The following is a 20,396-nucleotide window of genomic DNA, read 5'->3' as shown; positions in this document are numbered from 1 at the left end:
ACGACGCCGATCTTGAGCGACAGCGCCTCGAGCACGCCGGCCGCCCCGACCACCGGCGCGTCCGAGCGCAGGAACCAGACCACGAAGCCGACGTTGACGAGGTAGAAGCCCACGACGAGCAGCGAGTTGGTGGCCCGCGCGACGGCCTCGTCGCCGGCCACCTCGGCGAGGAACACCCGGCCGTGGCGCGAGAGCGTGTGCCCCACCGCGAGGGTCAGCGGCACGGCGATGGCGAGGTAGAGCAGGTAGCTGATGGTCAGGTCCGACATGGCGGGTCTCCTTGTTTGAACGTGTTCAAGTACGGTAGCACCGAGACTTGAACACGTTCAAGAGGGTTCAGTCGACGAGCCTCGCCCGGAGCCGGCGGACCAGGTCGGGGTCGCCGCCGACGTCGGCCACCCAGGCCGTCGCGCCACCGGGCCAGGCGTCCCACACGTCCAGCGCGGCCTCGATGGCGTCGGTGGGCAGGGCGAGGTGGGCCGGGGTGGCCGGTCGGTCGGGGTCGATCCGCGGCGAGTGCTGCAGCCGCGCGAGCACGTCGCCCATCGCCTCGCCGGTGCGCAGGTAGTCGGTGACGACGTCGTGGCGGCTCACACCGACGCAGCGCAGCGCGAGCGCGACGAGCACGCCGGTGCGGTCCTTGCCGGCGGCGCAGTGGACGAGGACGGGCCCGTCCGCGTCCGCGACGAGCGCGAGCGCGCGCACGACGTCGGGGCCCGCGAGCTCGAGCATGCCGAGGTAGAGCTCGGCGAGCCCGCCCTCGCGCATCCGTCGCCGCGTCTCGGGGTCGCCGGACTGGACGCCGTCGGGCCGCAGCGCCTCGAGCAGCGGCACGTGGTGCATCTCGGGCCCGGTGCCCTCCAGCGGGTGGCCGGGGCCGATCTCGGGTGCCGAGCGGAGGTCGACGACGCGGGCCGGCGGCCAGACGACGCCGTCGGGTGCGCGGTCGTCGCCGTAGGGCAGCGCGCTGCGCAGCAGGACGCCGGAGCGCACCTGCCCGCCGTCGCTGGTGGGGATGCCTCCGACGTCGCGGAGGTTGGGCACGGTGGTGGTCACGCCCGCGACTGTATCCGCGGGGTCGGACGCCTCAGCTGCCGGAGAGCTGGCCCAGCAGGTCGTGACGGGTGAGGACGCCGGTGGGCTGGCCGTCGACGTGCACCAGCACCGCGTCGGCGGTCTCGAGGGCCGCGACGGCGGCCGACAGCGCCTCGCCGGAGCCGATGCTCGGCAGCGGCTCGGACATGTGGTCCTCGACGCGGTCGTTGAGCTTGGCCGACCCGGAGAACAGCCGCTCGAGCAGCAGCCGCTCGCTGACCGACCCGGCGACCTCGGCGGCCATCACCGGCGGCTCGGCGCGCACGACGGGCATCTGCGAGACGCCGTACTCGTGCAGGATCGCGACGGCGTCGGCGATCGTCTCGTCGGGGTGGGTGTGCACGAGGTCGGGCAGCGAGCCGTCCTTCTGCGTGAGCAGGTCGCGCACCGTCTCGCCCTGCTCGGACGGCAGGAAGCCGTACCGGGCGAGCCAGCGGTCGTCGAACACCTTGGTGAGGTAGCCACGGCCGCCGTCCGGCAGCAGCACGACGATGACGGCCTCGGGGTCGTCGAGCTCCTGGGCGAGCTTGACCGCGGCCCACGTCGCCATGCCGCAGGAGCCGCCGACGAGCAGCGCCTCCTCGCGGGCGAGACGGCGCGTCGTCCAGAACGAGTCCTTGTCGCTGACCTCGATGATGCGGTCGCAGATGTCGGGGTCGTACGTGGTGGGCCAGAAGTCCTCGCCCACGCCCTCGACGAGGTACGGACGCCCCGTCCCGCCGGAGTAGACCGAGCCCACCGGGTCGGCGCCGATCACCTGCACGCGGCCGTCGCTGACCTCCTTGAGGTACCGGCCGGTGCCGCTGATGGTGCCGCCGGTGCCGACGCCCGCGACGAAGTGGGTGATGCGGCCCTCGGTCTGGCGCCACAGCTCGGGGCCGGTGGTCTCGTAGTGCGACAGCGGGTTGTTGACGTTGGCGTACTGGTTGGGCTTCCAGGCGCCCTCGATCTCCTGGACCAGGCGGTCGGAGACGTTGTAGTACGAGTCGGGGTGCTCGGGCGCGACGGCGGTCGGGCAGACGACGACGCGGGCGCCGAACGCCTCGAGCACGTTGCGCTTGTCGATGCTGACCTTGTCGGGGCACACGAAGACGCACTGGTAGCCCTTCGCCTGCGCGACGATGGCCAGGCCGACGCCGGTGTTGCCACTCGTGGGCTCGACGATCGTGCCGCCGGGCTTGAGGCTGCCGTCGGCCTCGGCCGCCTCGACCATGCGCAGCGCGATGCGGTCCTTCACGCTGCCGCCGGGGTTCAGGTACTCGACCTTGGCCAGCACCGTGCCCGGCGCGCCGTCGATCACCTTGCCCAGCCTGACGAGCGGGGTGTTGCCGACGAGGTCCATGAGCGAGTTCGCGTACTCCACCTCCCCAGAGTAGGCCGTGCGGCGGGGTGGTCGGCGCCACAGGCCTCGGACGGGCGTCCCGACCCGCCCGCGGGGCAGGATGGGCCCATGGCCGGACCCCGTGCAGCACGTCGTCTCGCCGCTGCCGCGCTCTACGGCGGCGGTGGCATCGGCGTGGTCGGCGGCGGCATCTTCGGCCTGCTCAAGGCCGAGGCCAAGCTCGCGCGGCGGGCCATCGGCATGACGGAGGCGCGCCCGCCGTCCCCCGACGGCACCTACGGCGACGACCTCCCGGGCACCCCGATCCGGCTGCTCGTCATCGGCGACTCCGCGGCCGTCGGCTACGGCATGACCGACGCCGGCGACACCCCGCCCGCGCTGATGGGCCACGGGCTCGCGCAGATCGCGGGCCGTCCGGTGGAGGTGCGCAGCCGCGCGGTCGTCGGCGCCCGCTCGGCCGACCTCGACGGCCAGATCGACCTCGGGGTCGACCCGCTGCCCGACGTCGTCGCCGTGGTGGTCGGCGCCAACGACGTCACCCACTCGGTGCCGCCCGCGCAGGCCGTCCGGTCCCTCGACGGCGCGGTGCGCCGTTTGCGCGCCCTGGGGTGCGAGGTCGTGGTGGGCACCTGTCCCGACCTCGGCACCGTCCGTCCCCTCCCCCAGCCGCTGCGCCTGGTGGCCCAGACGTGGAGCCGCCGACTCGCCGCCGCCCAGATGATCACCACCGTCGAGGCCGGCGGACGCTCGGTGTCGCTGGCCAACCTGCTCGGCCGCGACTTCTCCTCCGCGCCCGACGAGCTGTTCGGCGCCGACCGCTTCCACCCGTCCCTGGCCGGGTACGCCTCGATGGTGGCCGCGATGCTGCCGTCGGTGGCGGTCGCCGTCGACGCCTGGGACGACGAGGAGGAGGCCGCCACCTACCCGTCCGGCACCGTGCTCCCCGTCTCGTTCGCCGCCGCGCGCGCCGCGTCCGTCGGCGGCACCGAGGTCGCCGCCACCGACGTCGCCGGCGACGACCGCGGCCCCCGCGGCCGCTGGGCCTCCCTCCGCCGCCGCTGACCCTCGCTTCCCCGCCGCGCTCCCCCTCCCGTCGAGGTCCGACTTCTGCAACGCTCCGGGCAGCGATGCGTTGCAGAAGTCGGACGTCGACGCGGGGTGGGAGGCCGGGGGTGCTCGGGGGTGCTCCGGGAACGGCCGCGGACGCAGGACGCCCCCGCGGCCCGGTGGGCGGCGGGGGCGTCGGACGACCGGTGGGGTCAGTCGCTGCTGTTGAAGATGGACACCAGGCGCAGGATCTCGATGTAGATCCACACGATGGTGACCGTGAGGCCGAACGCCGAGCGCCAGGACTCGCTCTCGGGCAGGCCGTTGCGGATGCCGTGCTCGATCTCGTCGAAGTCGAGCATGAGGAACAGCGCGCCGAGGCCCACCATGAGCAGGCCGAAGCCGATGGCCAGCGGGCCGTCGCCGCGGATGCCGAGCGGGACGCCGAACAGGCTCATCACCAGGTTGACCAGCATCAGGCCGACGGCCGCGATGCCGGCGATCATCACGCCGCGCTTGAACTTGGTCGTGACGCGCACCAGCCCGGACTTGTAGACGCCGAGCGTGGAGGCCACCACCAGCACCGTGCCGAGGACGGCCTGCGGGACGACGCCCGCGGGCACCGCACCGAACTGGAGCGGGATGACGAGCGAGAGGCCACCGAGGGCGACGCCCTGGGCCGCGGCGTACGCGATGACGAGCGGCGGGCTGACGGCCTTCTTGAAAATGTTGACCATCGCCAGCACGAAGCCGACGATGACGCCCGCGAACGCGAGCAGCGTGGCGCGGCTGAGCTCGGCGTTCGTGGTGATGGGGCTGAGGTAGAACCAGGTGGCGGCACCGACGACCGCGACCGTGCCCAGGGTGATCGCGGACTTCTGGACGACCGTGTCGATCGTCATGGGGCCCTGCTGCACCGGGGTCGTCGGCGCACCGTAGCCGGTGTCGTAGCCCGTCGGCGCGCCTGCGCCGGTGGACCAGGTGGACGGATCGCTCTGGTAGCTCGGGGCGGGACCGGCGGACCGGCCGTTGAACCCCTCGCTGCGGGCGAACACGGGGTTGCTGCTCTGCATGGATTCCTCCGTCGGGCGGGACCACAGTGCCGGGTCTCGTCGCTGTGATCCTAACAACGTGTCGGGCGGCCCGCGTGTTCCCGGCGGCCGGCTGGGGACCGTGGCGGGGCGCTCGGCACAATGGTGCGGTGCAGCAGACCGACTCGGGCGACCGCCACCTGCGCAAGGTCGTCTCCTTCACCGCCCGCGGCAGCCGGCTCGACGCCCGGCGTCAGCGCGTCTGGGACGAGCACGCCGACCGCTTCGTCGTCGACGTCCCCCGCGGTGAGGCGACCACCGAGGTGCACCCCGACTTCCGCCTCGACCTCGCCGGCGTCTTCGGCCGCGAGGCGCCGCTCGTCGTCGAGATCGGGTCCGGCAAGGGCGAGGCCGTCGTCCACGCCGCCGAGACCCACCCCGACGTCGACCACCTCGCCGTGGAGGTCTACCAGCCCGGGGTCGCCCAGACGGTGCTGCTGGCGGCCCGCCGCGAGGTGCCCAACGTCCGGTTGATCCGCGCCGACGCCGTCGGCGTCCTGCAGAACGCCCTCGCTCCCGGCAGCGTCGACGAGCTGTGGACGTTCTTCCCCGACCCGTGGCACAAGAAGAAGCACCAGAAGCGACGTCTGGTCAGCCCGCAGTTCGCCCAGATCGCCGCGCGGGCGCTGCGTCCGGGTGCCCGGTGGCGCCTGGCCAGCGACTGGGCGCACTACTCCGCGCAGATGCGCGACGTGCTCGACGCCGCCCCCGGCTTCACCCGCGGCTTCGACGGCGACTGGGCGCCGCGGTTCGAGGGCCGCCCCGAGACCGGGTTCGAGGCCAAGGCCGCACGCGCCGGCCGCGAGGTCCACGACCTCGTCTACGTCCGCGACTGACCCCCGCGGGCGCGGTGCTCCCGGTGGGGTTCGAACCCACACTGGGACGGGTTTAAGCCGTCTGCCTCTGCCGGTTGGGCTACGGGAGCGCTGGCTGCACCCTATGGCTCAGGGACGGACGCGCTCGCCGCGCACGCGGTAGGCCGCCACGCGTCGGCGGCGCAGGTTCTCGGCGTTCGCCGCGAGCGACAGGCGCCAGACCCTGGCCCGCTGCTCCCCCACCGCGCCCACGACCTCGGCCCAGTGCTCGGCGAGACCCTCCGCGCGACGGGCCAGCGTGTGCAGGGCGTCGTCGCGGACGGACTCCACCGACGTGACCTCGACGTCGTCCTTCTCCCACCCCGCGAGCAGGGCGCTCAGGGGGTCGGGGCTGGTGACGTGCAGGCGCACGCGCTCGGGCGCGTCGGGCTCCTCGGCGTCGCGCTCCTCGTCGGGAAGCGGCACCCCGAGGACGGCGGACGCGAGGTCGTGGGGCAGGTCGCGCTCGATCTCGACGCCCACCGGCGCGAAACCGCCGACCGCCTCGAGAGCCACGTCCGGCGGGCGCGGGGCGGGTCCGACGGCACCGAGCAGCACGGTCGTGCGCAGCACCTCGCGCCGTCCGGCCTGGTCGAGCTCGCGCTCGGTGCCGACCTCCTCGGCGTAGTCGTAGAGCAGCCGGGTGGCCACCGAGAAGTCGCCCTCGACGTCGATCTCGCCGCAGACGTACGCCCGCGCGACGCCCAGCGGGCCGGGCGCCCAGAGCAGGCGTCGCAGGGCCTTGCGCGAGCGGATGTGCACGACGACGCCGTCGGTGCCGTGGTCGACCCGGGAGCCGTCCCAGGTCTGCACCGAGACCGCGGGCACCGTGCCGAAGAGCTGGAGCAGCAGGGCGTCGAGACGCACCGCGGCGCCGCGGGAGCGGGAGTCGGGGTCAGTCGTGGGCACCGGTCACCGCCTTGGCGTGGTGCAGGACGTCGTCGAGCATGTCCGGTGTCAACCTCCCCGTGAAGGTGTTCTGCTGGCTCGGGTGGAAGCACCCGAGCAGGGTCACTTTACGCCCGTCCGGCGTCTCCAGCGCGGCCGAGGCCCCGTGCCCGAAGCGTGGCTGCGGGCGCGGGACGGTGCCGCCGGAGCTGCGCCAGGCGCGCAACGTCGCACCCCATCCGTACGCGCCCAGGGCGACGACGACGCGCACGGACGGTGACACCAGGGCGAGCTCGGCGTGAAGCCACGGGGCGCAGGTGTCGCGCTCGTCGACCGTGGGCGCGTTGTCGGGCGGCGCGCAGCGGACGGCCGCGACCATCCGCGCGCCGACCAGCTCCTGCCCGTCGGCGGCGTGGACGCTCGTCGCGGTACGGGCCAGCCCGGCGCGGTGCATGGCGGCGAACAGCCAGTCGCCCGAGCGGTCGCCGGTGAAGACCCGTCCCGTCCGGTTCGCGCCGTGGGCCGCCGGGGCCAGGCCCACCACGAGCAGCCACGGCTCGTCGTCGCCCCAGCCGGGCACGGGGCGTCCCCAGTAGGGCTCGTCGGCGTACGCGCGCCGCTTCTCGCGGGCGACGTCCTCGCGCCACCGCACCAGCCGCGGGCAGGCCGAGCACACCGACACCCGTGCCCCGAGGTCGTCCAGGTCGTGCACCGAACGGGCCTGACGCGCCACGCCGCCCGCCGACCTCGCCACCGGCGTCGACGCGTCCGCCGGGTCGCCGGGCCACCCCTGCCCCGGCGGCACCGGCGAGCCGAAGCCCTCGGCGCCGGGGGGCACGGTCATGCGCAGGTCCAGGCGATCCCGTCGAGGATGTCGGACTCGGAGACGAGCAGCTGCTGCGTGGCGGACGGGACGGCGTCGAGCAGCCCGCCGAGGACCAGCGCCCCTCCCCCGATGACGTCCGCGCGTCCGGGGTGCAGCCAGGCCAGCTCCCGGCGACGGGCGACGCTGCTGGAGACGAGGTCGTCGCACAGCGTGCGGACGTCGGCGAAGGGCAGGCTCGCGTGGTGGATGCGGTCGCGGTCGTAGCCGTCGAGGCCGAGGACGCCCGCGGCGACGGTGGTGATCGTGCCGGCGACGCCCACGACGGTGCGCACCGACGTCAGGTCGATGCCGCTGGCGTCGAGTGCGGCGTGGACGTCGGCGCGGCACGCCTCGACCTGCTCCGCCGTGGGCGGGTCGTCGGCCAGGTGGCGCTCGGTGAGCCGCACCGAGCCGACGTCGAGCGAGACCGCCTGGTCGGCGGTGCCGCCGGTGCCCACGACGAGCTCGGTGGAGCCGCCGCCGAGGTCGGCCACCAGCACGGGCTCGTCGACGTCGGGGAGGTCGCGGGACGCGCCGAGGTAGGTGAGCGCGGCCTCGTCGTCGCCGCTGAGCACCTCGGGCTCGACGCCGAGGACCTCGCGGACGCCCGCGGCGAAGTCGGCGGCGTTGGACGCGTCGCGGGTGGCCGAGGTGGCGCACAGGCGGATCCGCTCGGCGCCGAGGTCGGCGATGGTCCCGGCGTACTCCCGGCACGCCTCGAGCGTGCGGCGCAGCGCCTCGGGGTCGAGGCGGCCGGTGCGGTCGACGCCCTGCCCGAGCCGCACGATGCGCATGTCGCGCACCAGGTCGTCCTTGCGGTCGCCACGGACGTCGGCGACCAGGAGGCGGATGGAGTTGGTGCCGCAGTCGATCGCGGCGACCCTCGTCACGACGCGTCGTCGTCCGCGACGGGCACGTCGCAGGGCGTGCCCTCCCACCACGGGCCGAGCAGCGCGAGCGTCTCGTCGCCGAGCGGGTTGACGCCCGGTCCCTTGGCCAGCGAGTGGCCGGCCAGGACGTGCAGGCACTTGACGCGCGTCGGCATGCCGCCGGCAGAGACGCCCTCGACCTCGGGCACGTGGGCGATGGCCTCGCGCTCGGCGAGGTACGACTCGTGCGCCCGCCGGTAGTGCGCGGCGAGCTCGTCGTCGACGGCCAGGCGCTCGGTCATCTCGCGCATCAGGCCGGCGGCCTCGAGCGTGCCGATGACGCCGGCGAGCCGGTCGCAGGTGACGTAGTACAGCGTCGGGAACGGGGTGCCGTCGTCGAGCCGGGGCTCGGTCTCGACGACGTTGGGGTGGCCGGCGGGGCAGCGGGACACGACGGCGCGCACGCCGCGCGGCTCACGTCCGAGCTGGGCGGCCACCGCCTGGAGGTCGGCGGGGTCAGTCATCGCTGGATTCGTCGTCCTTCGGTGCGATCTCGTCGGCGTCGGGCACGATCACGTCGTTCGCGTCGCGCGTCCTCTTCTCCGGCTTCTCGCCGGCCTTCTCGACCGTGCCCCACAGGGAGGTGTACCAGTCGGGTCCGTCGGGCTCGCCCGTCGCGCGCACCGGCGGCTTGGACTCGTTGCCGAGCACCGTGCCGTTCGCGTCGACCACGCGGTACCCGACCTCGCCGGGGTTGACCCAGCCGAAGCGCTCACGGGCCTGCTGCTCGACGTAGGCGTCGTCGTTCCAGCGACGCTTGTCGCGCTGGAGGTCGGAGATGGAGCCCTCGGCCCGGGTGATCTCCGCGCGCGCCGCCCGCAGCTCGTCCTGCTGCTGCAGCCAGGCGCGCAGGCTCGACGCGTAGGAGATGACGAGCACGAGCATGACGAGCAGCATCACCGCCGCGCGGCCGGTGAAGCGCGAACGGGGCCGCGTCGTCACCGCCTCGCGGACGGACGGACGCGACCGCGCCGGCCGCGCCGCGCCCGACCGGGGGCCGGGACGCGGGCGCGGCCGCTGGCGCGGGTCGCGGGCCATCAGAGGACCTCGTTCAGCCCTGGACCAGGCGCGGGAACGCCGAGGCACCGGCGTAGCGCGCGGCGTCGTCGAGGAGCTCCTCGATGCGCAGCAGCTGGTTGTACTTGGCGACGCGGTCCGAGCGGGCCGGGGCACCGGTCTTGATCTGGCCGCAGTTGGTGGCGACGGCGAGGTCGGCGATCGTGGTGTCCTCGGTCTCGCCCGAGCGGTGGCTCATCATGCAGGTGTAGCCGTGGCGGTGGGCGAGCTCGACCGAGTCGAGGGTCTCGGTGAGCGAGCCGATCTGGTTGACCTTGACGAGCAGCGCGTTGGCGGCGCCCTCGTTGATGCCGCGCTCGAGACGCTCGACGTTGGTGACGAAAAGGTCGTCGCCCACGATCTGGATCTTGTCGCCGAGGCTCTCGGTCATGGCGATCCAGCCGGCCCAGTCCTGCTCGTCGAGGGGGTCCTCGATCGAGACGATCGGGTAGGACGCGGCGAGGTCGGCGTAGTAGGCCACCATCTCCTCGGACGTCTTGGCGGCGCCCTCGAAGGTGTAGGTGCCGTCGGCGTGGAACTCGGTGGCCGCGACGTCGAGCGCGAGCGCGATGTCGGTGCCGAGCTTCAGGCCGGTCTTCTCGACGGCCACGGCGATGAGGTCGAGCGCGGCGCGGTTGGACGACAGGTTCGGCGCGAAGCCGCCCTCGTCGCCCAGGCCGGTGGCCAGGCCGTCGGACTTCAGCACCGAGCGCAGCGCGTGGTAGACCTCGGCGCCCTGGCGCAGCGCCTCGGCGAAGGTGGGCGCGCCGATCGGCGCGATCATGAACTCCTGGACGTCGACGTTGCTGTCGGCGTGGGCGCCGCCGTTGAGGATGTTCATCATCGGCACGGGCAGCACGTGGGCGTTCGGGCCGCCGACGTAGCGGAACAGCGGGAGCCCGAGCGACTCCGACGCGGCGCGGGCCACGGCCAGCGAGACGCCGAGGATCGCGTTGGCGCCGTACTGGGCCTTGTTGGGGGTGCCGTCCAGGCGCAGCAGGGTGGCGTCGACGATGCGCTGCTCGTCGGCGTCGAAGCCGACCAGCTCGGGCGCGATGGCCTCGTTGACGGCGTCGACGGCCTTGCGGACGCCCTTGCCGCCGTAGCGCTCGCCGCCGTCGCGCAGCTCGACGGCCTCGAACTGGCCGGTGGAGGCACCCGAGGGCACCGCCGCACGGCCGATGGTGCCGTCGTCGAGGGCGACCTCGACCTCGACGGTGGGGTTGCCGCGCGAGTCCAGGATCTCCCGGGCTCCGACTGCCTCGATGCTTGCCACTAGCGCTCCTCGTTCGTGGTCGACGTCGCGGTCAGCCTAGACCCGGGTGGGTGGCCCGGACGGGTGCCGCGCCCGCCGTCAATTTGTGGTCAGGGCGACGATATACCCGTCGGCGCCCATCGACCTCAGCCGAACGCGTCGGCGACCGCGCGTCGCAGCTCCTGCTCGGCGTCGACGCCGTGACGGCGCGCGTCCTGCACGAGCGCCAGCAGGCGGTGGCCGACGCCCTCGGGGCCACCGGGGGCGGCGAGGTCGAGCGGGCCGTCGCGCTCGGCGCGCTCGAGCACCTTGTCGGCAAGCGCCAGGGCGGGGAGCGTGGCAGGGATGCCGTCGACGGGCGAGCGGCGCACGCGTCCGGCGGCCTTGATCGCCTGCCAGTTGGCGTCCACCTCGGCCGCGTCGGCCACCTCGACGTCGCCGAACACGTGCGGGTTGCGCTCGACCAGCTTGGCGACGATCCCGTCGGCCACGTCGTCGACGGTCCACGCCTCGTCGCCGGGGGCGTCCTCGGCGATCCGCGCGTGGAAGACCACCTGCATGAGCAGGTCGCCGAGCTCCTCGCGCAGGTGGTCGCCGTCCTGCTCGTCGAGGGCCTCGAGCACCTCGTGGGTCTCCTCCAGGAGGTAGCGCACCAGCGAGTCGTGGGTCTGCTCCTGCGTCCAGGGGCAGCGGCGGCGCAGCTGGTCCATCACCTCGACGAGGTCGAGCACGCGGGCACCGGGCAGGTCCCACGAGCCGTGCACGACCTCGACGTCGGGTCCCGCGCCGTCTCCCACGACGAGCGCGCTCGCCAGGCCTGAGGCCCAGTCGCTGCCGTCGGCGGGCGCGATCCAGACGGTCGTCCCCTCCCCCGCGGGTGCCGGCCCGCCGACGACGACGTCGACGCCCGCGGCCCGCACCGCCCGCACGGTGGGCGCGTCGAGGTCGGGTGCGACGACGTGGTCGGCGCCGCGGACCGCGTCCCACGCCTCGACCGACAGCAGGCCGGGGGCGACGCGGGGCGAGGTGACGACGATCTGCAGCAGGCTCACGCGCCCAGTCTGCCGGGCGTCAGGAGCAGGTCTGGCCCGCGGGGAGGTTGTTCGGCAGCCGGCTCACCGCGACCGAGAGCGAGCCGGTGCGTCCGGTGGGCTGCAGGGACGAGGTGTCGAGGCCGATCCGCGGGTCGACGGTGATGTCGGCCTCGCCGAGGGCCTTCTGGAGCTGGGCGCTGCCCGCCTGGAGCAGCTGCTGCTCGGCGGCCTGGACCTGCGCGTCGGTGGAGCCGGCGTAGTCGAATCCCGTGTCCTTGGCCCCGAGCGCGGCCACCAGCGCGGAGGTGCGGGCCTGCTCGTCGAGCAGGCCGCGGACGCGGGCGACGGTGTCGGCGCCCAGCGCCTGACGTGCGGCGGCGAGCTGGGCCGGTGCGATCTGCGAGCGGCTCGGCGGGACCGTGACGTCCTCGGCGCGGGCCGCACGCTCGGCGAGCCGCGCGACGATGAAGCTGCTGGCGACGGCGCGGCGTGCGTCGCCGGTGGCCGCGGCCCCCTGACCGGACGCGGGGTCCTGGCCGCCCGCACCGGTGATCACGCAGTAGTCGGCGCTGCGGTCGTCGAGCTGACGCATCGAGAGCGACGCGCCGTCGACCTCCACCGCGACGCCGGGCTTGATCCCGCCGCACCCGGCGAGCACGAGGACGCCGGCAGCGGCCGCGGCCAGACGGACGAGGGTGCGCGTGCTCACGGGGTTCCTCCGAGGGGTCGACACGTCGGGACGGGCGGCGTCAGCCTATCCGTGCACCGGACGGCTGCTGTGTCGTGGGTCTCACCCGGCGGGCACCGGCTGCGGCACCAGGACGGTCTCGACCAGCACGCGGGCCCAGTCGAGCAGCTCCTGGTCGGCGATCGGACGCCCGCCGACCTTGGCCGTGCGCGGGCGCGGCACGAGCGCGGTGCTCGTGGCGGGCTTGATGAGCGTGCCCGGGTAGACGCGCTTGAGACGCATCTGCCCCGACTCGGGGAGGTCGACCGGGGCGAATCGCACCGAGCTGCCCGCGAGGGTGACCTCGGAGATGCCCGCGTCGCGGACGCGCACCCGCAGCCGGGCCACCTCGAGCAGGGCCGCGACGGGCGGCGACGGCTCGCCGTAGCGGTCGACGAGCTCCTCGCGCACCTCGTCGACCTCGGCGTCGGTGCGGACGGCGGCCAGGCGCTTGTACATCTCGAGCCGGAGCCGCTCGCTGGGCACGTAGTCGTGCGGGAAGTGGGCGTCGACCGGCAGCTCGATCTTGACCTCGCGCTCGCGCTCGCCGCCCTCGCCGCGGAACTCCGCGACGGCCTCGCCGACCAGGCGCACGTAGAGGTCGAAGCCGACGTCGGCGATGTGGCCCGACTGCTCTCCGCCGAGCAGGTTGCCGGCGCCGCGGATCTCGAGGTCCTTCATGGCCACCGCCATGCCGCCGCCGAGCTCGGAGTGCTGGGCGATGGTGGCCAGGCGCGCGTGGGCGGTCTCGGTGAGGGGCTTCTCGGGCGGGTAGAGGAAGTACGCGTAGGCGCGCTCGCGTCCACGACCGACACGGCCGCGCAGCTGGTGCAGCTGCGAGAGGCCGAACGCGTCGGACCGCTCGACGATCATCGTGTTGGCGTTGGACACGTCGAGGCCCGACTCGACGATCGTGGTGCAGACGAGGACGTCGTACTTCTTCTCCCAGAAGTCGACCATCACCTCCTCGAGGCGGTGCTCGCCCATCTGGCCGTGCGCCGACGCGATGCGCGCCTCGGGCACCAGGGTCTGCAGGTGGGCGACGGTGCGGTCCATGCTCTGCACCCGGTTGTGGATGTAGAACACCTGGCCCTCGCGCAGGAGCTCGCGCCGGATCGCGGCGATCACCTGGCCGTCGTCGTAGCCGCCGACGAAGCTGAGCACGGGGTGCCGCTCCTCGGGCGGGGTGGCGATCGTCGACATCTCGCGGATGCCGGTGATGGCCATCTCGAGCGTGCGCGGGATGGGCGTGGCCGACATGCTCAGCACGTCGACGGCGGCGCGCAGCTGCTTGAGCGCCTCCTTGTGCTGGACGCCGAAGCGCTGCTCCTCGTCGACGATCACCAGGCCCAGCTTGGGGATCTTGACGCCCGGCTGCAGCAGCCGGTGGGTGCCGACGACGAGGTCGACCGAGCCGTCCTCGAGGCCGGCGAGGGCCTCGCGCGACTCGGCGTCGGTCTGGAAGCGCGACAGCGAGCGGATCGTCACGGGGAACTGGCCGAACCGCTCCTCGAAGGTGGCCGTGTGCTGCTGGACGAGCAGCGTGGTGGGCACCAGCACGATGACCTGCATGCCGTCCTGGATCGCCTTGAACGCCGCGCGCACCGCGATCTCGGTCTTGCCGTAGCCGACGTCGCCGCAGATCAGCCGGTCCATCGGGACCTCGCGCTCCATGTCGCGCTTGACCTCGTCGATGGAGATCAGCTGGTCGGGCGTCTCGGCGAACGGGAACGCCTCCTCCAGCTCGCGCTGCCAGGGGGTGTCGGGGCCGAAGGCGTGGCCCTTGGTGGACTGGCGCGCGGCGTAGAGCTTGATCAGCTCGCCGGCGATCTGGCGCACCGCGCGGCGGGCCCGCGACTTGCGCTTGGTCCAGTCGGCGCCGCCCATCTTGTCCAGACCGGGGTCCTCGCCGCCGACGTAGCGGCTGATCTGGTCGAGCTGGTCGGTGGGGCAGAACAGCCGGTCTCCGGGTTGCCCGCGCTTGCTCGGGGCGTACTCGATGACGAGGTACTCGCGCGTGGCGCCCTGGACGACGCGCTGCGTCATCTCGACGTACCGGCCGACGCCGTGCTGCTCGTGCACCACGAAGTCGCCGACGGCCAGCTCGAGCGGGTCGATCTGCTTGCGGCGCCGCGCCGGCATCTTGCGCTCCTCGCGCTGCGCGGCGCGCTGCCCGACGAGGTCGTCCTGGGTGAGGACGACGAGGTCCTGGGTCTCGCAGACGAAGCCGTGGGCGATCTCGCCGCAGACGACGTGCACGACGTCGCGGACCAGCTCCTCCTCGACCAGCTCGTCGTGGGACGCGGCGGCGACGTCGTGCTCGGCGAGCAGCTCGACGGCCCGCTGCTGCAGCCCGGCGCCGGGCGTCACGACGACGACGCGGCGGCCGTCGTGCTGCCAGCGCTTGACGTCGAGCACCGCCTGCTCGGTGTCGCCGCGGTACAGCGGGGACGGCTCGAACGGCAGGTTGCGGGCCGGGACGGCGCCCGCGTCGGACACCGCCTCGGCGCGCGCGGTGGCGCTGACGGCGGGGTCGAGGCCGAACGGCGAGGTGCTCCACCAGGCCCGTCCGGACGCCAGCACGTGACTGCGGACGTCGGCGAGCGAGCGGTACGCGGCGGCGCCGAGGTCGATGGGTGCCTGGCCCCCGCCGGCGGCGGCCGCCCAGGACGCCTGCAGGAACTCCTCGCTGGTGGCGACGAGGTCGTGCGCGCGGCTGCGGACCCGCTCGGGGTCGCAGACGAGCACGGTGGTGGTGGCGGGCATCAGGTCGACCAGCAGCTCCATGCCGTCGACGAGCACCGGCGCGAGCGACTCCATGCCCTCGACGGCCTGGCCCTCGGCGATGCGCTCGAACAGCTCGGCCAGCTGCGGCTGCTCCGACGCGAGCCGGCGGGCGCGTGCGCGGACCTCGTCGGTGAGCAGCAGCTCGCGGCACGGCGGGGCCCAGACGCGCTCGACCTTCTCCATCGAGCGCTGGTCGGCGACGGCGAAGTGCCGGATCTCCTCGACCTCGTCGCCCCAGAACTCGATGCGCAGCGGGTGGTCCTCGGTGGGCGGGAAGACGTCGACGATGCCGCCGCGGACGGCGAACTCGCCGCGCCGCTCGACCAGGTCGACGCGGGTGTACGCGGCGTCGGCGAGGCCCTGGACGACGGCGTCCAGGCCGACGCCCTGGCCCGCGGTGAGCTCGACGGGCGCGAGGTCGGCCAGCCCCTGCACCTGCGGCTGCAGCACCGAGCGGACGGGGGCGACGACCACCTGCACAGGGCCGTTCTCGACGGTGTCGCCCGGGTGGGCGAGGCGTCGTAGCACCGCCAGCCGGCGTCCGACGGTGTCCGAGCGCGGCGACAGGCGCTCGTGCGGCAACGTCTCCCAGGCCGGGTAGTAGGCGACGACCGAGGGGTCGACGAGGCAGCCGAGCTCGTCGGTCAGCTCCTCGGCCTCACGGGCCGTCGCGGTGACGACGAGCAGGGGGCCGTCGGCGAGCGCGGCGGCCAGGAACGGGCGCAGCGACGCCGGGGCCGTGAGGTCGAGCGCGGCGAGGCCGGAGCGACGGTCGGCGAGGGCGGTGGCGAGGGTGGTTTCGCGCGCGACGGACTGCGCGAGGGCGTGCAGGGACATTGCCCCAAGCGTACGTCCGCCCGCCGACACCGCCGACCGTGAGGCGGGGTCGCGGCGACGTCAGCGCCGCGCGCGGTCGCGGAGCACGCGGGAGCGCGACCCGCGCGCCGTCCGCAGGGCCTCGCGGGGCGAGCGCCGGGCGAGCCGCACCAGCCCGAAGCCACGGAAGCGCGGTGCGCGGCGACCGGCCAGGCGGGCACCCACCAGCCGTCCGAGCAGCGTCTCGCGACGTCGTCGCTGCAGGGGCTGCACCCGGGCGAGGTCGTCGACGTCGATCGGGCGGACCTCCAGCACGCCCGCCTCCACCGCGCGACGGACCAGGTCGGCGCCGCGACGGGTCCGCACGACCAGCGCGCTCGACCCGGCTCCCTCGGCGAAGACCGGGTAGCCGTCGTCGTCCGCGACCCAGAAGTCGGCGGCGGTGACGTCGCTGGACTCCCCCACGCCGTCGGGGCAGATCTTGCAGCGCCACTGGACGGCCGGGCCGAGCGTGCTGCCCCAGGAGTCGTCGTAGCTGGTCTCGAGCCGGCGGCCGGCCCGCGTCACGGCGGTGAAGAACCCGGGCCACCCGCGGCCGCGGTACCACATGGCCTCGAGCGGCTCCCCGTCCTCGACGCCCATCCCGGCGAGGACGGCGGTCGTCGCGTGCTGGCTCGGGGTGCCGGCGCAGAAGAACGACAGGAGCACGGGGGGCTCGGTCCCCCCGGCGGCGGCGAGCTGGCGCAGCGCCGAGACCTCGCACGGCTTGCCGACGAACGCGGGCGCGTCGAGCGCCCCGGGGGCCGCGGCGTTGGAGACCGGCCCGTACCGCGACCCGGCGGCCGCCAGCGCCTCCTCCCGGGAGGTGATCTGCACGGTGACGGTGCGCTCGGGCGAGGCGGGCGACGCGGCGGCCCCGACCACGGCGGCCGCCTCGCCGGTGCTGGTCATCCACGAGGTCAGTGCGGTGATCGTGCCGCCGCTGCTGCCCTGGTGTCGGACCTCGGGGTCGGCGGCCCACGCCTCCCAGGCCTCGAGGTACGACCCCATCGTCGGGTGGTGCCGCGAGCCCGTCTCGACCGGCGCCGTGACGAGGACGCCCGGGCACGACGCCCGGAACCGGCGGACGGCCGTGTCGTCCGCCGTCGGGGCGCCGACGCGACGGGGACGGTTGAAACCGGCCGCGTCGAGGTGCATCTCGAGGCCGGCGTCCAGCTGCGCGCAGGCGCCGCAGCCGGAGCAGCTACCCGCCTCGAGCACCCGGGCGACCTCGTCGTCCAGGGTCCGTGCCACCGTCAGGACACCTTCGTCGAGCTCGGCAGGTTGCCGCCGGGGTTGGCCTCCAGCCAGGTGCCCGGGTCGTCGGCGAGCATCGCACCCCACAGCTCCTTGGCCTTCGACTGGTCGAGGTAGACGACGCTCTGCGCGCCCTCGCGCCCCGTGCCCCTGATCGGGACGGTCGCGAAGTCGATGTCGTTCGACCGCAGGCCACGCAGCGACAGCGCGAGGCTGCGCAGGTCGCCCGTCGACCACTCCTCGTCGATGGTCAGGTACGGCGTGACCGAGTCGAGCAGGGCGTACAGACGGGTGGGGCTCGACAGCGCGCCGGAGTTGCCCGCCTTCTGCATCATCGCCCGCAGGAAGTTCTGCTGACGCTTGACGCGGTCGAAGTCGCCGCCGGGGAGCCCGTAGCGCTGCCGGACGTAGAGCAACGCCTCCTTGCCGTCGAGCGTCTGCCTGCCCGCCTCCCACGTCTTCTTGCGGGCGCTGTCGTAGGTCTTCTCCGGGATGGTGACCTGGACGCCGCCGAGGGTGTCGGTGATGGCCCGGAACCCGTCCCAGTCGACGACCATCACGTGGTCGATGCGCAGGTTGGTCAGCTTCTCCACCGTCGCGACGGTGAGGGACGGCCCGGCGAGCGAGAACGCCGCGTTGATCTTGTTCTTGCCGTAACCGGGGACGTCGACCCAGGAGTCGCGCGGGATCGAGACGATGGTCGCGCTCTTCCGGTCGGCGGCGACGTGCAGCACCATCAGCGTGTCGCTGCGCTGCAGACCGGGCACCCAGCCGCCGTCGCCGTCGTCGGCGTCGGTCTCGTCGGCCACGTCGTCGCGCTTGTCGCTGCCCATGAGCAGGATGTTGAGCGCCTTGCCCGCCTCGCCGCTCGCGCGCGCCGGACGGTCCTTGAGCCCCTCGAAGGCACCGGGGATGCGCGTGAGCTGGCTGTCGAGCTTGTTCTGCAGGTAGAAGCCCGTGCCACCGACGATCACCGCGAGGGCCACCACGCACGCCAGCAGCCCGATCAGCACCTTGCGGCCGCGACGACGGGGCTTGACGTCCGACGTCGCCGGATCCTGGGCAGGGGTGGGCGTCTCGTCGGCATCCATGGTGGCTCCAGGGTAGGCAGTGGCGGTGGGCCGACGGACCGGAACCGCCGAAGTTCAGGGACTCCTCAGGAGGGGAGGTGGCCGGCGACGAACGCGGTCACCACGGCCGCCAGCTCCGGCCTGCACACCAGCACGTCGGGCATCCACGGGTCGGGCCGGTTGTAGACGAGCGCCGCCCCGTCGGCCCGGCTCGTGTGCAGCCCGCAGGCGCGCGCGACGACGACCGGCGCGGCGGAGTCCCACTCGTACTGACCACCGGCGTGGACGTACACGTCGGTGAGGTCGCGGACGACCGACATCGCCTTCACCCCCGCCGACCCCATCGGCACCAGCTCGGCGTCCAGCGCCTCGGCGAGCGCCGTGACGAACTCGGGCGCACGGCTGCGGCTGACGGCGATGCGCGGCCGTCCGTCACCCGGCGGCGGCAGGACGACCGGTCGGTCCGTGCCGAACGTCTCGCCGAGCGCGGGCTGCGCGACGGCGCCGGCCACGAGACCGCCGTCCTCCCACAGCGCGACGTGCACGGCCCAGTCGTCCCGCGGTGGCTCGCTGAACTCACGGGTGCCGTCGAGCGGGTCGACGATCCACACGCGTCGAGCCGTCGACCGGTCGCCGACGTCGGCGCCCTCCTCGCTGAGCACGGCGTCGTCGGGACGCAGCTCGGCGAGCATGCCGACGAGCAGCTCGTGGGCCGCCCGGTCGCCGGCGTCCTTGAGCGCGCTCCCCTGCAGGCCCTGCCCGCGGACGGCGAGGAGCTCGGCGCCGGCGGCGTCGGCCAGGTGTCGGGCGAGGGCGTGGTCGTCGCTCAGGTCGGTCACCGCCCCATTGTGGCGTCCGGCGACGACCGCCGGATCAGGAGGTGATGGCGGTCCCGCCGTCGGTGTGCTCGGTCTCGGCCAGGACGGTGGCCAGCGCGCGGCGGATCATCGAGCTCGAGGTGTGCACGGTGTAGGGGAAGTAGACGACCTCGACGCCGACGGCGGCAAAGTCGGCCTCGAGCTGGTCGCCCTTGGCGGTGCCGCGCCAGTCGTCGCCCTTGAAGATCCGGTGGAACCCCACCTCGCGCCAGGTGTCGACCTTGTCGGGGATGACCTCCTCGTGCACGCGGTCGACGTAGGAGATGTGGCGCACGATCTCGGCGCGCTCGGCGAGCGGGACGAACGGGGTGCGTCCGGTGGCGGCGAGCATCTCGTCGGAGACGACGCCCGCGACCAGCACGTCGCAGTGGCTCTTGGCGTGCTTGAGGATGTTGAGGTGCCCGACGTGGAACAGGTCGTAGGCGCCAGGCGCGTATCCGATGATCGTGCTCAAGGTGCGTCCCCCACGCTCGTGTCCACTCGTCGCTGCACCTCGATGATAGGTGTCGGGCCGCCTGCTCCGAGGGGAAATCGACGTGGCCCCGGTCTCCTCGGCCCACGGCTGCCACGGGACACCCCGCCCATCGGCGATGATGTCCCCGTGACGACCACCTCGGGCGCCTCGCCCCGCCGCTACCGCGACGCACTCGACCGCCTGCTCTCGGCACAGAAGCCCTCCGCGGGGACGGCCGCCTACTCGCGCTACGTCAACCGGCCGCTCGGCCGCCGGGTGACGGCCGCGTGCCACGTGGTCGGCATGACACCGAACCAGGCCACCGCCATCAGCGCCACGCTGTCGGCGTCGGCCATCGCGCTGCTCTGCCTGGTCGAGCCCGGGGTGGCCCTGACGGTGTCCGTCCCGGTGCTGCTGGCGCTGGGCTACGTCATGGACTCGGTCGACGGCCAGCTGTCGCGCCTGCGCGGAGGCGGGTCCCTGAGCGGTGAGTGGCTCGACCACACCATCGACTGCATCAAGACCTCCACGCTGCACCTGGCGGTGCTGATCTCGTGGTTCCGGTGGCCCGTCTCGGACCACGACGCGGTGCTGCTCGTCCCGGTCGGCTTCGAGGTGGTGGCGGCGGTGACGTTCTTCGGGCTGATCCTGGTGCCGACGCTGCGCCCGGTCCGCAACTCGGGCTCGACGCTGCGCGACACCGCCGTGCGGGAGAACCCGCTGCGCACCTACCTGCTGCTGCCCCTCGACTACGGCGTCGTGTGCTGGGTGTTCGTGCTGCTGGCCTGGCCGACGGTGTTCGCCTGGGCCTACTCCTTCCTGTTCGTCGCCGCGGCGGCCGCGCTCGTCCTCGCCCTGCGCAAGTGGTGGCGTGAGCTGCGCGCCCTCGACGCCGCCCGCGCGGAGGCCTGA

19 protein-coding genes, 1 tRNA gene and 1 pseudogene are annotated in these 20,396 nt (G+C 73.9%); 3 read left to right on the top strand and 18 right to left on the bottom strand.

Annotated features, from left to right (window positions below; all coding sequences use genetic code 11):
- The 3 genes and pseudogenes from ACI6PP_RS10895 to ACI6PP_RS10885 form a co-directional block, all read right to left on the bottom strand.
- A pseudogene (locus ACI6PP_RS10895) lies at nt 1-269 on the bottom strand (hypothetical protein); the annotation flags it as partial.
- 67 nt (nt 270-336) lie between these two features.
- Nucleotides 337-1,056: a tyrosine-protein phosphatase gene (locus tag ACI6PP_RS10890; RefSeq protein ID WP_421111559.1), complete on the bottom strand. Its 720-nt coding sequence runs from the start codon at nt 1,054-1,056 to the stop codon at nt 337-339.
- A 31-nt stretch (nt 1,057-1,087) separates the two neighbouring features.
- The gene (locus tag ACI6PP_RS10885; protein ID WP_421111557.1) at nt 1,088-2,458 is read right to left on the bottom strand and encodes a cystathionine beta-synthase; all 1,371 of its coding nucleotides are present in this window, start codon (nt 2,456-2,458) and stop codon (nt 1,088-1,090) included.
- A gap of 87 nt (nt 2,459-2,545) precedes the next feature.
- Between ACI6PP_RS10885 and ACI6PP_RS10880 the strand changes: the two genes are divergently transcribed.
- Complete coding sequence (locus tag ACI6PP_RS10880; RefSeq protein ID WP_421111555.1) at nt 2,546-3,499, top strand: SGNH/GDSL hydrolase family protein; 954 nt, start codon at nt 2,546-2,548, stop codon at nt 3,497-3,499.
- 197 nt (nt 3,500-3,696) lie between these two features.
- Here the strand turns inward: ACI6PP_RS10880 and ACI6PP_RS10875 are convergent, their stop codons facing one another.
- The gene (locus tag ACI6PP_RS10875) at nt 3,697-4,557 is read right to left on the bottom strand and encodes a Bax inhibitor-1/YccA family protein (RefSeq protein WP_421111553.1); all 861 of its coding nucleotides are present in this window, start codon (nt 4,555-4,557) and stop codon (nt 3,697-3,699) included.
- A gap of 128 nt (nt 4,558-4,685) precedes the next feature.
- Here ACI6PP_RS10875 and trmB point away from each other — a divergent pair, with 128 nt between their 5' ends.
- Nucleotides 4,686-5,411, top strand: a complete 726-nt coding sequence (gene trmB, locus ACI6PP_RS10870; RefSeq protein WP_421111551.1) for a tRNA (guanosine(46)-N7)-methyltransferase TrmB — start codon at nt 4,686-4,688, stop codon at nt 5,409-5,411.
- 15 nt (nt 5,412-5,426) lie between these two features.
- Here the strand turns inward: trmB and ACI6PP_RS10865 are convergent.
- The 14 genes from ACI6PP_RS10865 to ACI6PP_RS10800 form a co-directional block, all read right to left on the bottom strand.
- A tRNA-Leu gene (locus ACI6PP_RS10865) sits at nt 5,427-5,500 on the bottom strand.
- Between the two features lie 19 nt (nt 5,501-5,519).
- On the bottom strand, nt 5,520-6,338 hold the full coding sequence (locus ACI6PP_RS10860; protein WP_421111550.1) for a hypothetical protein: 819 nt from the start codon (nt 6,336-6,338) through the stop codon (nt 5,520-5,522).
- Nucleotides 6,325-7,161 (bottom strand): uracil-DNA glycosylase, encoded by an 837-nt coding sequence (locus ACI6PP_RS10855; protein WP_421111548.1) that lies wholly within the window; start codon nt 7,159-7,161, stop codon nt 6,325-6,327. The genes ACI6PP_RS10860 and ACI6PP_RS10855 overlap by 14 nt, the downstream gene beginning before the upstream one ends.
- Nucleotides 7,158-8,072, bottom strand: a complete 915-nt coding sequence (locus ACI6PP_RS10850; protein WP_421111546.1) for a Ppx/GppA phosphatase family protein — start codon at nt 8,070-8,072, stop codon at nt 7,158-7,160. Before ACI6PP_RS10850 ends, ACI6PP_RS10855 begins: the two co-directional genes overlap by 4 nt.
- A complete protein-coding gene (locus tag ACI6PP_RS10845) occupies nt 8,069-8,575 on the bottom strand; it encodes a DUF501 domain-containing protein (protein WP_421111544.1) in 507 nt (168 codons plus the stop codon). Before ACI6PP_RS10845 ends, ACI6PP_RS10850 begins: the two co-directional genes overlap by 4 nt.
- Nucleotides 8,568-9,149 carry an FtsB family cell division protein gene (locus tag ACI6PP_RS10840; protein WP_421111542.1) on the bottom strand — a complete coding sequence of 194 codons (582 nt, stop codon included), beginning with the start codon at nt 9,147-9,149 and terminating at the stop codon, nt 8,568-8,570. The genes ACI6PP_RS10845 and ACI6PP_RS10840 overlap by 8 nt, the downstream gene beginning before the upstream one ends.
- 13 nt (nt 9,150-9,162) lie before the next feature.
- The gene (eno, locus tag ACI6PP_RS10835; protein WP_421111541.1) at nt 9,163-10,443 is read right to left on the bottom strand and encodes a phosphopyruvate hydratase; all 1,281 of its coding nucleotides are present in this window, start codon (nt 10,441-10,443) and stop codon (nt 9,163-9,165) included.
- Between the two features lie 125 nt (nt 10,444-10,568).
- Nucleotides 10,569-11,474, bottom strand: a complete 906-nt coding sequence (locus tag ACI6PP_RS10830; RefSeq protein ID WP_421111539.1) for a nucleoside triphosphate pyrophosphohydrolase — start codon at nt 11,472-11,474, stop codon at nt 10,569-10,571.
- 19 nt (nt 11,475-11,493) lie between these two features.
- Nucleotides 11,494-12,165 (bottom strand): hypothetical protein, encoded by a 672-nt coding sequence (locus ACI6PP_RS10825; protein WP_421111537.1) that lies wholly within the window; start codon nt 12,163-12,165, stop codon nt 11,494-11,496.
- Nucleotides 12,166-12,246: 81 nt separating this feature from the next.
- The gene (gene mfd / locus ACI6PP_RS10820) at nt 12,247-15,807 is read right to left on the bottom strand and encodes a transcription-repair coupling factor (protein WP_421111535.1); all 3,561 of its coding nucleotides are present in this window, start codon (nt 15,805-15,807) and stop codon (nt 12,247-12,249) included.
- 60 nt (nt 15,808-15,867) lie between these two features.
- Nucleotides 15,868-17,079 (bottom strand): Coenzyme F420 hydrogenase/dehydrogenase, beta subunit C-terminal domain, encoded by a 1,212-nt coding sequence (locus ACI6PP_RS10815; RefSeq protein ID WP_421111533.1) that lies wholly within the window; start codon nt 17,077-17,079, stop codon nt 15,868-15,870.
- Nucleotides 17,080-17,081: 2 nt separating this feature from the next.
- The gene (locus tag ACI6PP_RS10810) at nt 17,082-18,173 is read right to left on the bottom strand and encodes an LCP family protein (protein WP_421111532.1); all 1,092 of its coding nucleotides are present in this window, start codon (nt 18,171-18,173) and stop codon (nt 17,082-17,084) included.
- Between the two features lie 65 nt (nt 18,174-18,238).
- Nucleotides 18,239-18,991, bottom strand: a complete 753-nt coding sequence (locus tag ACI6PP_RS10805; protein WP_421111530.1) for a 3'(2'),5'-bisphosphate nucleotidase CysQ — start codon at nt 18,989-18,991, stop codon at nt 18,239-18,241.
- 34 nt (nt 18,992-19,025) lie between these two features.
- Nucleotides 19,026-19,484, bottom strand: a complete 459-nt coding sequence (locus ACI6PP_RS10800) for an FAD synthase family protein (RefSeq protein WP_421111528.1) — start codon at nt 19,482-19,484, stop codon at nt 19,026-19,028.
- A 147-nt stretch (nt 19,485-19,631) separates the two neighbouring features.
- Between ACI6PP_RS10800 and ACI6PP_RS10795 the strand changes: the two genes are divergently transcribed.
- Nucleotides 19,632-20,396 carry a CDP-alcohol phosphatidyltransferase family protein gene (locus ACI6PP_RS10795; protein ID WP_421111526.1) on the top strand — a complete coding sequence of 255 codons (765 nt, stop codon included), beginning with the start codon at nt 19,632-19,634 and terminating at the stop codon, nt 20,394-20,396.

The sequence above is a fragment of the Solicola agrisoli genome (assembly GCF_049059935.1).
Taxonomy (GTDB): Bacteria; Actinomycetota; Actinomycetes; order Propionibacteriales; family Nocardioidaceae; genus JAURVT01.
The sequence above is the reverse complement of the archived record's forward strand: the minus strand, read 5'-3'. Positions and strand labels throughout refer to the sequence as shown.